This is a genomic window from Pseudomonas sp. LY-1 (genome assembly GCF_053502595.1).
In genome coordinates this window covers 4287043-4300282 of the sequence record NZ_CP094353.1, presented here as the reverse complement: position 1 = coordinate 4300282, position 13240 = coordinate 4287043, and the positions used below count along the sequence as shown (strand labels likewise).

General features: G+C 56.3%; 10 protein-coding genes and 2 pseudogenes. 6 read left to right on the top strand and 6 right to left on the bottom strand.

Features of this window, described 5'->3' with window-relative positions; genetic code table 11:
* Positions 1–42 precede the first annotated feature (42 nt).
* Positions 43–333: a hypothetical protein gene (locus MOQ67_RS19510; protein WP_126585723.1), complete on the top strand. Its 291-nt coding sequence runs from the start codon at positions 43–45 to the stop codon at positions 331–333.
* Positions 334–420: 87 nt separating this feature from the next.
* On the opposite strand, the gene MOQ67_RS19505 is transcribed toward MOQ67_RS19510, so the two are convergent.
* Positions 421–2094, bottom strand: a complete 1674-nt coding sequence (locus tag MOQ67_RS19505; protein ID WP_198718544.1) for a hypothetical protein — start codon at positions 2092–2094, stop codon at positions 421–423.
* A 109-nt stretch (positions 2095–2203) separates the two neighbouring features.
* Here MOQ67_RS19505 and fabI point away from each other — a divergent pair.
* Positions 2204–2602, top strand: a pseudogene (gene fabI / locus MOQ67_RS19500) (enoyl-ACP reductase FabI); the annotation flags it as partial.
* A 44-nt stretch (positions 2603–2646) separates the two neighbouring features.
* Here fabI and MOQ67_RS19495 read toward each other — a convergent pair.
* Positions 2647–2754, bottom strand: a pseudogene (locus MOQ67_RS19495) (MarR family transcriptional regulator); the annotation flags it as partial.
* A gap of 586 nt (positions 2755–3340) precedes the next feature.
* On the opposite strand from MOQ67_RS19495, the gene MOQ67_RS19490 reads away from it, so the two are divergent.
* Positions 3341–3520 (top strand): hypothetical protein, encoded by a 180-nt coding sequence (locus MOQ67_RS19490; RefSeq protein WP_046383012.1) that lies wholly within the window; start codon positions 3341–3343, stop codon positions 3518–3520.
* Positions 3521–3679: 159 nt separating this feature from the next.
* On the opposite strand, the gene MOQ67_RS19485 is transcribed toward MOQ67_RS19490, so the two are convergent.
* On the bottom strand, positions 3680–3820 hold the full coding sequence (locus tag MOQ67_RS19485) for a hypothetical protein (protein ID WP_198718543.1): 141 nt from the start codon (positions 3818–3820) through the stop codon (positions 3680–3682).
* Between the two features lie 222 nt (positions 3821–4042).
* Entirely contained in the window at positions 4043–4318 is a 276-nt protein-coding gene (locus MOQ67_RS19480) for a hypothetical protein (RefSeq protein ID WP_046385245.1), read from the bottom strand.
* A 592-nt stretch (positions 4319–4910) separates the two neighbouring features.
* Between MOQ67_RS19480 and MOQ67_RS19475 the strand changes: the two genes are divergently transcribed.
* Positions 4911–5369 carry an anti-virulence regulator CigR family protein gene (locus MOQ67_RS19475; RefSeq protein WP_198718542.1) on the top strand — a complete coding sequence of 153 codons (459 nt, stop codon included), beginning with the start codon at positions 4911–4913 and terminating at the stop codon, positions 5367–5369.
* Positions 5370–6287: 918 nt separating this feature from the next.
* On the opposite strand, the gene MOQ67_RS19470 is transcribed toward MOQ67_RS19475, so the two are convergent.
* Both MOQ67_RS19470 and MOQ67_RS19465 read right to left on the bottom strand, forming a co-directional pair.
* Positions 6288–8891 carry a cation-translocating P-type ATPase gene (locus MOQ67_RS19470; RefSeq protein ID WP_307847777.1) on the bottom strand — a complete coding sequence of 868 codons (2604 nt, stop codon included), beginning with the start codon at positions 8889–8891 and terminating at the stop codon, positions 6288–6290.
* Between the two features lie 746 nt (positions 8892–9637).
* Positions 9638–10729, bottom strand: coding sequence for an IS630 family transposase (locus tag MOQ67_RS19465; RefSeq protein ID WP_034114923.1), 1092 nt, complete (start codon positions 10727–10729; stop codon positions 9638–9640).
* A gap of 50 nt (positions 10730–10779) precedes the next feature.
* Here MOQ67_RS19465 and MOQ67_RS19460 point away from each other — a divergent pair, with 50 nt between their 5' ends.
* Positions 10780–12084, top strand: coding sequence for an OprD family porin (locus MOQ67_RS19460; protein WP_448675951.1), 1305 nt, complete (start codon positions 10780–10782; stop codon positions 12082–12084).
* Positions 12085–12492: 408 nt separating this feature from the next.
* Positions 12493–13206, top strand: coding sequence for a hypothetical protein (locus tag MOQ67_RS19455; RefSeq protein ID WP_017846714.1), 714 nt, complete (start codon positions 12493–12495; stop codon positions 13204–13206).
* Positions 13207–13240: the final 34 nt, after the last annotated feature.

Here is a 13240-nt window from a genome sequence, read left to right as displayed (position 1 = left end):
TGTTGTAGCGGGACTGGCGGTTATTCTGCTGGCTGGGTGTTCGTGATCGGTGCGCTTCTGATCGTGACCGGTGTACTGGTACTAACGTTAATCGAGAGCAAAAAAGCGAGAGCAGAGGTCGCAGCGACCCTCGGTTCGAGCGTGGTTCGTCAGAACGCCCTAAGCCAGGAGCTCCGCGCCGAAATTGAGGAAATCAATAAACAGAATCTGCTCGAAATGGCTGCGGTATCCAAGGATCATCATTACGAGATGGAGAATCTAAGGATCATTCTTTCCATCGCTGAGCAGGATCTCGACGCGGCTCTGAAGGTCGCTTCTAAGGCTACACAGTAAGACATACAAATGCAGAGCCAGATCGACCATACCAATGCGTTGATGGCTTCTTGTGCCTGACCACCCCTCTTTTTTTAGCGCTATCGTTTAGCGAACGCTCAAAATATGAACTTCATCACCAGAGAGCGAATTGCTCTGCGTACCCCATGCGAAAAAATAGCCGTAGTCAGCCAAATAATAAAATTTTCTAACGATTGCGTGCTTGTCGCCTTGAGTCGTGCAGCCCATTTCCTTGGCTTTTCCAGTCAGTCCAGCACTGAGCTCATCGGCGTCAAGTTCGCGCTTTACAGTGCAGTCGACCGCGTAGCCTTTCCCGTCGCCCCAACGTTGCTCAGCGCCGTGCTGGCGCCCCTGAGCGGAGTAACTCAGGAGAGAGCCTATGGGCATGCGCTGCCAATCCCCGGAAAAACTCAAGCTTTTGAGTTCATAGGTGCCCACTTTCTGGTCAAACGTAGTGATGGTACTGGCGAGCACAATCAACCCCCGCCAAGTAACTCTACGTATCTCGTACGCCTCACTGCGTACATCGACAACTACTTGCCCGCTCGCTGAGTCCGTGGTGAGGAAATTCTCTTCGTACACCAACGAAGCACCACCCTTGCGGGTGGGTGTCCGGCTCGTCGCAACATAGCTGAGTTTTTTGGCTGCCGGTTGCAGATTGAGGGCGTTGATTGCAGAAAGCATTGGCGTACCAACACTATATGGGCTTGGCACAGCACGCACTTTGTAGCGCGGTTTATACGTGGGCAGTTGCTTCAGTTGTTCAGCGCCGGCGCACAGCGTCTTGAACAACAGCTTGTAATCATCGCGGGCTTGCGCAACAGTCTTGACGACTGGATTCTGCGGGGTCTCACCGTCTATCACACTGTTAAATATATCAACGTCATAACTGGCCAGCCGACGAAACTTCTGCTCGGTGCAATCGACAGCATAGTGTTCACGCTTTTGGGCAGACGGCGTGCCTTGCGAGGCATCCGTCACTATTTTTTTATTGTCATACGCCCCCCAGAACAGCGTTTCCGAGCCTTGCTGTTTGATGCTATGCCTATCAAGCATCACCCATTGGTCATCCTCTTTTACGCTGACGACTCTCCAGTCGGGCTGCGGTGTCTCAGAACAGGCGTGAATGAAACTCGGGTTACTGGTGAGCCCTGAATAAAGGGATGACGTCAGGGAGCGTGCGCCCACGTACACCCCGTTTTGCCGATTGATGTAAACCCGCGCAAAGGGAGAATCAATGTAAGCGGCACGCAGTTGTGCCACGCTGCAAGACGCCTCCAATTGCACAACGGTGCGTTCCGGTTTTGCATCTGTTTTCGGAGCGACGAGCTGGAAATTCAATCTGTCTCCGTCACGGAATACCGTATCAGCTACCACAGGTTGACCCAGAAAAACGCCATATGCCTTTACCGCACTTTTGCTCAGCGACACTGGCTGACTAACACACCCCCCGACGGCTGCCATGGAAAGCAGTAACGCAATTCGTTGCACAGGTAACCCTCGGACAAACGCCGGCGCCTGTTGCTCCAGGGAATCGTTGTAAACAACCCCCACGCTGCTCAAATTCCCCTCGGGCCCAGCGCTGAAGCTCACCTGCGATTCGGTGCTGAGCATTCTGAAAATAACCTTCGCATGGTGGTCGTCTGCCGTCAGTACGACCGGCTTGGGTTTGGCCGGCGGCAGGCCTTTATGAGAAGAACAACCCGCACCAAAAACAGCCACCAGGCACAACGGAAAGACCCAAGCAAAGGAACGACCCATAGATAAATTCAAACCCTGTTAAATGCCATGATGGTTAAGTGCGAGATAGCTTAATGCCATCACTTGAAAAAGTATCTCCCCAACCGCCCATGGGCCTCGTAATATTCCCGGTCGGGAGCTGATGAAGGGCCGCAATGGCAGCCTGTTGACCCTGTCTTACCTGGGCGCAGAACGCACCATGCCCAACTACAACGTGATGGGCATGGCCAAGGCTTCGCTGGAGGCTGGCGTACGGTATCTGGCCGGCTCGTTGAGCCCCGAAGGCACGCGGGTTAACGCGGTGTCTGCCGGGCCGATTCGCACCCTCGCCGCTTCCGGCATCTAGAATTTCCTCAAGACGCTGGTGGCCAACGAGGCGCAAACGCCGTTGCGCCGTAACGTCACCATTGAAGAGGTCGGCAATGCCGGCGCCTTCCTGTGCTCGGGCCTGGAGTCGGGAATCAGCGGGGAAATCATGTACGTGGACGGCGGCTTTAACACCACAGCCATGGGCAATCTCGACGAGTGATCGTCAGGCCGTAACAGTGCCCCATTTACTGGGGCGCTGTTGCGTCAAACCCCTTGCCGCACAAAACACTGCTCCACCACCGACTTGCACCACTGCTGTCCTTCCTGCTCCGACTCCAGCACAAAGCCCACGTTTTGATACAGCTTATGGGCGGCGACCACTGGTTCAGATATGACGATAAAGGTACCAGTAGTACTCGGTTCGCACATACGGCCCGCGAGGCTCTGCCTTACCTGAGCGGTGAAGCATTGGCCCACTGGGCCAAAGGGCCTCTCCCGGACACCAAAAGCTCGTAAACGCTTCACCGCTACCGTCAACAAGGGCGTCTTGCTCGCGCCATGGCCTAAGATGATTTCGTCAAGATGTGTCTACTGTACGGTTACTTTTAACGCACGGCTTAGCGGTGTTGGTGGATTTTAGTGCTCACCCTCTCCACGGAATTGCTGTAGCGGTCGCCCCGGGCGTCGATGCACATGGCGCTCAGGTAGATCGGCCTGGCCAATTTTCCCCGGCGCGACGCTCTTCAGCGACGTGTAATTGATCATGCCCTGGCGGCCGCTCGGGCCGATGTTTATTCGCGGGCACGGCTGAATCATTGGGCTGATTTGCAGTCAAAAAATTAACCCTCTCAAGCAATTAGGACGTTCAAGATGAAGCGCGCAGCAATAACCCTTTTGGCCATTTCTGGTCTTATTCTGCTTGGTGGTTGCGTGCCTATCTGGGACGACGGAGGACGGTATGGGCATGATCGTTACAGAGGGGATGATCATGGGCGCAGATACGACCAGGGCTACGATGACCAAGGTCGGGGCCGTGGGTATGATCGCCGATACGATGATCGCGGGTATGATCGTTATCACGGTCGAGATCGTGATGATCGGGATGACTGATTCCTTGAGTATCAGTGGCGGCCTATAGCGTTATAGGCCGCGAATTCGTCCGCATCGGATGTCGCTTGAATCCCTTCGAGTGTTGCCCGTCTACGCCGCGACAAAATCCGCTAAGGCCAGGGGCAAGGCAACCACCCTGCTGTCATCACAGAGGGCTGAGCGATATCCGATACACCGCGCTGGTTGATCAGTTTTCCTGGTTCGCCTCGATCATCTTTTCGATGTCGGTGGCGACCGGCTTCCTCCAGTTCTTGATCCGGCCTGGCTTCAGGTCGATGTTCAGGATCAGGTAGTCATCGTAATGCTGGGCGGGGAAGAGGTCCGGCACGTAGCCTTCATCGCACCCACGAACCTCGGCCACCTCGCAATAAGTCGCAGATAGCGAAACGCCCGCTCAGGGGTGGGATACGCATTCAGGTCGGGGAGGGCATCAATCGTCATGCTTGCGGCTCCAGGGGAGGGAGAAGCCAGAAGCGCAGCACAAGCAAGGGCGCGCGATCAGCCTTCGAGTCCCGCAATCCTCGCGTGACCCGAAGGGTGTTAAGCGCGCTTAGATGCGGATGATCTGGGTGATGTGCGGCTTACCTTTGAGGGGGGCGTAGATTTCTACGATTGCTGCCCAGATTGCTGGCGAACCAGGCTGCTGTGCTTTGGCGTGATAGCGATAGTTTGTGCCGGCGACGACCTGGGTCGCAACCGTCTCAGGGGTGTATTGCACCCCCACAAAGCCTTCCAAGGCTTCTTTGAATACAGCGTGGTCCTTTGGAGTCAGTTCGTGGTAAGCAGTCCATCCGCCAACACCAACGTAGTTTTCTTGAGCTGACATACTATAAATCTCCATATTTAAGTTCCTACTCGTTTGGCTTTTCGGAGTTCGCCCCGTCTATTGAATGGTTTCCGGAATCCATTTCCTGAGGGTGCTCCTGGGCAACGACTGTTGGTCGCAAAACAGATTCCTGGGAAGGCACCAATGCTTAACGCTTTGGTCGGGCAGGGTCAGCCATAGGCGCGCGTGCATGCCTGAGCATTTGGCTATGGAGGATGGGGTGGCGGTCACCCGCTTCAGATCCTCTTCCCTGATAGAAACAATTCACCAATGAGTGATGATTGCCAGACGTCCACGTCTTGTCCAAGGTGGCTCTGCGCATGAGGCATGCCACTTGATGGCTTTAAGCTATCAAATACAAGGGGAATGTATGTACGTGTTTGGCAGTGCTGGGTGTAAGGCATCGACGATTGGTGAAATCGAAAGCAGCACCTGATCCCGCAGTTTTTTAACCTGGAGGGTGCCTAATCGGCGGTTATCGTTGGGTGCCACGCTCCGTTAACGGATGCAGCGAGTGGGATGGGTATTACGGAACTAAAACCTTCAATACCGTCTACATTTCAGGGAGCATTCCCTTCCGGAGAAGACAGTCATGTTTAGATCACGCACGCTTGTAGCTGCTATCTGCCTTACTTTGGCCGTTGGCTCGGTGGCTGCACTCGCAGACCCTGGCAATGGGAAAGGTCAAGGCAATGGAAAAGGCAACTCACAAGGTGGTCAGGGTCATGGCAACCAGGGTAATAAGGGGAAAGGTCCCAGCGGAGACGATTGGTCTCGCGGACCAAGCATTGACCGGGGCAGCGTATTGGGAGTGCTCGGCGGCTACCGTGACTACTGGAGCCCAGGCCCTTCACTGCCACCCGGAATACAAAAGAACCTCGCCAGAGGGAAGCCTCTTCCTCCAGGCATCGCCAAGAAACTTGATGGTCGATTGCTGGGCAGACTTCCACATTACGACGGCTACGAATGGCAGCAGGCAGGCACGGACTTGATACTGGTCGCAATTGCTTCCGGCCTAATCTACGAAGTCCTCAACGGCGCCTTCGATTAAGGCGATAACGCTTCGACGATCTATGCCAAACGCCCGCCGCCACGCGGGCGTTATTGTATCCGCGCTAAACGCGATCATGAGCAATCGCTAGGTCGGCTGCCTCAGGGGCTGATCGTAGGCTTGCTTCACGGCTACGCCAATGCACAAACACACCAAATCCATGACAGCCAAACAATCCGGCGGGGGCAATCGAACGTGTCTATCGGGAAAGATCGAGGCACATCACAACCATTCCGATTTCGGCCATGTCGGTACTGAAAGGGATTTCGCCCAGCGCCCTGAACAATTTAGGGCCAAAGGAAAAAATGCCCAGAAGAGTTGGGTGTCAGCCTGCGCCAAAAAAGCAAAGCCCCGGAGGTTCGCGGCTCCAGGGCTTCTATTTTCGCCTCCATCCCTAAACGGCTGGCGAACGTGGTCGCAGATTATCAGCGGCCCCCGGATGTTTCACTACGACTATTGGCGATAGTGTTCGATCGGCAGCACGCGGGGGAGGGCGGAATGATTTCCGCCACCTTATGCGCCCCATGATCGGCGCGGGCTCCAACGCATTCAAAAGTGCCTTGGTGCGGTAATTATTAGAATCTAACGTATTGTTTTAAAAAGTTACTTTGGATTCCTGGAAGCCGGTGAACGTTACTGGCGATTCCAGGGTTCGAATCCTGACGTACACCTTTTATGAAGGCGTTGACCCGAGTAAGAGGTTCGCCAACGTGACGAGTCCACTCGCCGCGTTACCCGATAATGTTCGAGGGGCGGAGATTACTCTCACGGGCGAAGCACCCGATGTTGCGCTGCTGATCCGGTTTGCTTTTCCAAAGCTGGGAGCCAATCTAAGCGATTAGCTGCTGAACAAACCTCGCCTGGGTTGCGACATGTGCAGCCCCTGGCGAACTCGGGGATCAGCACGAAAGGCTTCGCTCAGTCGCTATGCCCGCTCCTCATTCGTATTAGCCATTTCACGACTTCGAACCACATTACGCTCAGCGCGACGATGCCAAATGCGAAAAGTAGCAGTACTGGCGCGGGTGTCACGAATGAGAACAGCTGGGTAACCGGCGGAAAAAACAGCGCTATCGCCAACATGGCCAACGTTGCGAAAGCGATCCAACTGAGCTGGGTGCCAAACGCGCCAGGCCCCACCCAGCGCGTGCGGCCCCATGACTTATTGGTATGGATCAGGGCGAGGTTGGCCAGCGCCAGGACGACGAAGGTCAGTGTTCTCGCAAGCTCATCTCGCTCAGACGCAACCGGCGCAAAGAACCTCATACCCGCATACGTCGCGAGAAGCAGTATCAGTAAGCCAATGCCCTGGCAGAGGCCGCGTATCATCACTGCGCTGTCGAACAACCGTTGCTCCTTTCGACGTGGAGGAGCCTTCATCGCATCCGGCTCAAGCGGTTCGGCCTCGAACACGACCGAGCAGGCGGGGTCGATGATCAGTTGCAAGAACAAAATGTGCGCCGGCATCAGCACCATCGGCCAGCCGAAAAGCACTGGAAGCATCGATAGGCCGACGATCGGCACGTGTACGGCCACCACAAACACAATCGCCTTGCGCAAGTTGGCGAAAATGCGGCGGCCATAGCGCACGGCGGTCACCAACGACTCGAAATCATCATTGAGCAAAACCAGCGCGGCCGCCTCGCGTGCGACCTCGGTGCCACGCGCGCCCATCGCAACGCCAATATCGGCTGCCTTCAGCGCAGGCGCGTCGTTGACACCGTCGCCGGTCATGGCGACGACATCACCCTGTGTACGGAACGCGCGTACCAGGCGCAGTTTCTGCTCTGGCTGAACACGGCAGAAGATCTGCGTGGTGATCAATCGTGCGGCCAGCTCAGAATCGTTCAGCGTGGACAGTTCGGTTCCCGTGATCACCGGCGCATCGGTGCCCAGCCCGGCCTGCCTGGCGACCGACATCGCTGTGGCCGGGTGGTCGCCCGTCATCATCACCACACGGATGCCTGCGGCCCGGCACTCGGCAATAGCCTGCGGCACATCTGGACGAATCGGATCTTCGAGCCCGACCAATCCTAGAAACCTGAAGTCGAAGTCGTGCTGTAAACCGGGCAATACCTCGGCGGCGAAGGTCGCCTGTGCGACGCCGAGAACGCGAAGCCCGTCTGCCGCCATCGCCAGCACCTGAGCCGCAATACGCGCGCTGCGAACGGGATCCATATGGCACAAATCGACGATTGCCTCGGGCGCTCCCTTTGCGGCAATGAGTCGCTCTCGTTGATTCGGCGATTGCCAGACCCGCGACATTGCCAGCATCTGGGGTGACAAGGGATAGTCGTCGATCAGCGTCCAGTCGGCGTGAAGGTGCTCGGTGAGCGCCAGCAGGCTCTGCCCGGTCTCGCCGATGGCCGACTCCATCGGGTCGAAAGCACGGCGGTGGCTGGCGAGAACCGCGTACTCAAGCACACCATGGAGTGCCTCCTGCAAAGGCATGCCGCCGTCAGTACCGTCTCTGGCGACTTCATACTCAGCCTCCTCGGACCAAAGGCGCCTGACCGTCATTCTGTTAGCCGTCAGCGTACCGGTCTTGTCGACGCATAAGACGGTGGTCGCACCGAGCAATTCGACGGCAGGGATGCTACGCGCTAACACCTTCTCACGGGCGAGTCGCCAGGCGCCGAGGCCTAGAAAGAGCGTCAGTACAACCGGCAACTCCTCCGGTAGGATTGCCATCGCCAGCGTCAGGCCCGCCAGCATCCCATGCAGCCAGTCACCGCGCAGCAGCCCGAAAGCGATAGCGAGCGCCGCCGCCAGCGCCAGGCCTATGACAGCGACCCGCTTGACCACACGACGCGTTTGCTGTTGTGTCGGGGTGGGTTCCACCTCGATGTCCGCCAGTGACTGGCCAATCCGGCCCAGCGCACTGCGCTCGCCTGTGGCGGTGACACGTCCCTGGGCGGTGCCGCACGTGACCAATGTGCCTGAAAATGCCTGCGCAAGGGTCGCATCCATTGGCGGCGGCGCTGGATCACCAAGTGTATGAGACTGCGGCGCGACCAGCTTGCTGACTGGCATGGATTCTCCGGTCAGCAAGGACTCATCAATTGATAGGTTGGCGCATGTTGTCAGTAGCAGGTCAGCGGGTACGCGATCGCCTTCAGCCAGCATCACAACATCGCCAACGACCAGGTCCCGCGCGGGAACGCTGCACTCCTTACCTTCCCTTAGCACTTTAGCCCTTGGGCTGGAGAGGTCCCGCAACGCATTCAGGGAGCGTTCACTGCGTCGCTGTTGGACAAAGCTGATGCTCATCACGACGAAGACAAAGCCCAGCAACATCAGGGCTTCCTGGACATCGCCCAGCACCATATACAAAGCGCCGCACGCGACCAGCAGGAGAAACATCGGCTCGAAGACCACGTCACACATCAGGCGCAAGGCGCTGCGTCGGCGGGAGGCGGGGAGTTCGTTCGGCCCGTCCTGCGCCAGACGTTGCTGCACCTGCGCCTCGCACAAACCCTCAAGCGGCGTCTGCGAACCTGAATGAGGTAGCTCAGCGTTCACAACGCGGCCGTTATGAGTGGGTGATCGTGATTCAAATCAAGGGGGGGCAATGGAGCAATGTGTGTCATCAGGTTCTGTACCCCCATGGCGCTGCGATACCTGCAGGCTGGCTCTATAGCGATGTGATGTCCTGCCTCGAGGCTTGTAGTCGTATCGACCTCGAGGCATGCGTCTAAGACCATCATGTAATCCGTCCTACAGGTACGCTAGCACAACGTTGCTTTAAATATTGCGGCATTCGCCGCTCTCGATAAGGGAGCCCCAAGAACGCCTGAATCAGTTTGGCCCTTTGCGGATATCCAGGCTCAGAGCGTGCCGTTTTCATCGCGCAGTTGGGACTTTAGATGTATGCGAAACATCGATGTCCAGCTCATTTCACGCGTCCGGCTGTCTTGTATAAACCTGAATTGTTACAGAAATGGAAAATTACTTTCACGGGAAACGAGGTCATTCCATCGGCGGGAAAGTGTTATAAGTTTTTCACCTTAGGCTCTGCCCTGTACTAAAAATAAACCGTTATAAAACGGTACCTTGCGCTGCGCAGTCAATGCGTTGCGACTTAGAAACCTTCTCATCTGCCATCGACTTATGACTCTTCGCTTTTGACCGCCTGACTTCAGGGGAGACCCTGCTGACTGTGCGTTGAGAGACGAGGCAGCTCTATTAAAAACAGGGGAACAAACAATGTCTTTTAAGTGGAATTTGGTGGCGCTGACGGTCTCGCTGGGTGCTAGTGGCTTGAGCGGTTAATCCATTAATTTATTTTTTATCACACTCAGCTTCGCTTTATGTACCGAGCTAATGATGGCCTCAGCCGTTTTATTCCACTTGAACGGCTTGGCTGAATGCTCATTGTGAGCCTCGATAAATTGGCGGATAGCGACTTTTAGGTCGGCGACGCTGGTGAAGGCACCCCGGTATAGCGCTCGTCTTTCCAGTTGTGCAAACCAGCCTTCCACGGCGTTCAGCCAAGACGCGCTGGTCGGTGTGAAGTGCAATTTGAAACGCGGATGCTTTTCCAGCCACTGCTTGATTGCAGCCGTTTTGTGGGTCGAACTGTTATCTAGAATCACATGCAGATCCAGTCCGGCTGGCGTGCTGCGTTCAATCTGTTGCAGAAAAGCCAGAAACTCCTTGGCTCGATGGCGCTGGGTAATCCGTCCGATTACTTGGCCGGTTAGGATGTCGAAAGCCGCGTACAGACTCGCCGTACCATGGCGCTTGTAATCATGCGTCCGGCGTTCAACTTGACCTGGGCGTAGCGGGAGCATCGGTTGGGTGCGATCCAACGCCTGGATCTGGGTTTTCTCGTCAACCGACAACACCAGGGCATTATCCGGTGGGTTCAGATAGAGCCCGACCACGTCGACTACCTTGTCGGCGAAATGAGGGTCGTTGCTGATTTTGAAGGTCTTCAGACGATGGGGTTTGAGGTCGGAAGCGGCCCAGACCTGCCGAACCTGCCACGTGGTGACCCGCGCATACTTGGCCATCAAACGGACGCTCCAGTGAGTGGCTTCCTGGGGTACACGCCGGGTGGTCAGTGTCAGGATTTCGTTGATTTTATCGGGCCCAAGTTTGAGTGGCTGGCCGCTGCGCGGCAGATCGCTCAACCCTTCGATTCCCGCCTCCAGATAACGTTTTCGCCACTTGAATACCGTCGGCGGCGTGACCTGCAACTGCTCGCTGACGGCCTTGGGCGTCAATCCGTCAGCCAGTAGAAGCAGGATGCGCGCTCGCTGGGCGAGGCTCTGTTCCAGCGTACTCATACGCAACCAACCTTGCAGGGCGATGAGATCGGAAGGCATTAAAGCGAAGGGGGAAGTCGGTCGGGCCATGCGCATAACCAATCCATGACATTGGACGCACAGTATATCGTTACCATTAGATAAATGAATTAACCGCTCAGTCCACTAGTCAACTAGCGTCAGCCGCGGGTGTGGAGGACCAGGCGACTGCCAAGGGGTTTGTTGAAGGCAGTAGTTTGAACCTGCTGCTTCGTAACTTTTATTTTGATCGTGACGGTAAGAATTCGGCGGGTGATAAACAGGACTGGTTGCAGGTGATACAAGGCAACTTCTCCTCCGGCTTCACCCAAGGCACCATCGGTTTTGGTGTAGATGCTTACGGATACTGGGGCGTGAAGCTGGACGGTGGCAAAGGCAATGCAGGCTCTGGCAACTTGCCGGTCGACAGCAACGGCCGGCCGGAGAATGACTTCAGCAGTGCAGGCGCGTCGATCAAGGCACGGTTCTCCAAGACTGAACTGCATTATGGCAACTTGCAGCCCAACAACCCGGTCCTGGCCACGGCGGGTACTCGCGCCACGCCTCAAACAGCGACTGGCTTCAACCTGTTGAGCAGCGAAATTGAAGGGTTGAACTTCGACGCCGGGCACTTCACCAGCAGTAACGGTCCGACCACGACCAACAATAGCCACGAATTGTATGCCGGTTATGCCAACATACCGGCCAAGAGCATTGACTACCTCGGCGGTAAGTACACGCTGACCGATAACTTGTCCATGAGCGTGTTTGCCTCGGACCTCAAGGACGTCTGGCATCAATACTACGGTAATGCCAACTACACGATTCCGTTCACTGCCGATCAATCATTGAACCTGGACTTCAACATCTACCGCACCACCGATTCCGGCCAGTCCAAAGCCGGCTCCATCAACAACACCACTTGGTCGTTGGCGGCGGCGTATTCGTTCCTGAGTGCTCATACCGTCACACTGGCGTTCCAGAAGGTTCACGGCGACACGCCGTTCGACTATGTGGCCGTGGGTAATAACAAGTCGGGTGATCTGGCCGACTCCATCTTCCTGGCCAACTCGGTTCAATATTCTGACTTTAACGGCCCAGGCGAAAAGTCCTGGCAGGCCCGTTATGACTTGAACATGGCGACTTATGGCGTGCCAGGGCTGAGTTTTATGACGCGCTACCTCAACGGTGACAATATCGACGGCACGCACATGCCGGTCGGCAGCGCCTACCGTGCCTATGGTTATGGTGCTGACGGCAAGCACCATGAAACCAACTTTGAAGCCAAATACGTGGTGCAGAGCGGCCCGGTCAAAGACTTGTCGATGCGCGTGCGTCAAGCCTGGCACCGCGGTAACGCTGATCAGGCGGAAGGGGATTACAACGAAACCCGTCTGATCGTGGATTACCCAATCTCGATTTTCTAAGCGGACGATCGCCGGTCAAGCCCGGAAGACGCAACGCATTGACGGCCAGTTTCAGCTCTGCTGAAGCTGGCGTTTTTGTTTGTATAACGCGTTCTTTGTCGGCGGGAGGCTATGTCCGACGCTTGCCCTACAAGGTTGAGGTTCCCGTTTTGGCAGCCTGAATCTGCGGATCGTTACGCGCTTGTGCTGATTCGGGTGCCGACCGGCCCTGAGGTCGCTTTGTTGCGAAACCCACTGACATGCACTGGGCATTTCTCATGACCTTCCGGATGTTCTGTTGCCCAATCCTGCACTTTTTCGGATTTTTCGGATCTATCTCTATCCCAGCCATACTCATACTGCGTGTGGACATAAGAACTAGACCTGGTGCCGATGGATCATACGTTCCCGCCTCTTACCTGCCGATGGATGAACCGCCCGCGCTGGCTCGTCCTCGTGTTTCTGCTCTGCACCACCGCCTGCAGCCAGCAACAGGGGCGCGATATCGCCAGGCAATTCAGCAATGGCAAGCCTGATGAGTTTCTCCAGACCAGCGTCGACCGCATGGCCACCCTCGGCATGCGCGATAACCTGCAAAGCCTGTATCTGCTGATGAACAAGCTGTACCTGCGCAACCCCAACCAGTGGCGGCAGTCGGGTTACCTAGACGCGGTGAGCGCGGCGCGGGAAATCCGTTCGGCCATCGAAAACCGTCAACCGCTGCCCGCCCTGGGGGATCGTCGCGATCTGGCGGCCCTGAGTTACTCCTTGAGCCCCGAGTTTCGCGGCGATCGGGTCGGGGCGTTTATCTATGCGATTGGCAGCATGCTGGTGACTGCACATGGCGGGCGCACCCGGTTCTATATCTCTGACACGATCAACCCGCAATTCGTCAGCAACGCGGCGCGCAATATCGAAAAGGCCACCTGGCTGCTCAGCCAGCGTCAGGATGCCAATGGCGTGCTGCTGCTGTTTTCCAACGAGATCTCGGAGGAGGGCAGTAACCTCAGTTTCGCCGTTGAGTTCGGCAAGATCGTCGCGCGACTCGACCTGCTGACCCAGATGCTCGATGAGCGCTACCGACGCATTGGCGTCAATTACGCGCAAAGCCTGTTGCTGATGAATTTTCTGCCGGTGCAGTGAGCGTTAGGGCCGTTGAGTGCGGTGTTTCCGTTTC

Bases quoted from the DNA above. Each gene is read 5' to 3' on its own strand.
- MOQ67_RS19465 (WP_034114923.1), bottom strand. From the start codon at position 10,729: ATGGCCCGACCGACTTCCCCCTTCGCTTTAATGCCTTCCGATCTCATC.
- MOQ67_RS19480 (WP_046385245.1), bottom strand. From the start codon at position 4,318: ATGTCAGCTCAAGAAAACTACGTTGGTGTTGGCGGATGGACTGCTTAC.
- MOQ67_RS19455 (WP_017846714.1), top strand. From the start codon at position 12,493: ATGAACCGCCCGCGCTGGCTCGTCCTCGTGTTTCTGCTCTGCACCACC.
- MOQ67_RS19505 (WP_198718544.1), bottom strand. From the start codon at position 2,094: ATGGGTCGTTCCTTTGCTTGGGTCTTTCCGTTGTGCCTGGTGGCTGTT.
- MOQ67_RS19475 (WP_198718542.1), top strand. From the start codon at position 4,911: ATGTTTAGATCACGCACGCTTGTAGCTGCTATCTGCCTTACTTTGGCC.
- MOQ67_RS19490 (WP_046383012.1), top strand. From the start codon at position 3,341: ATGGGCATGATCGTTACAGAGGGGATGATCATGGGCGCAGATACGACC.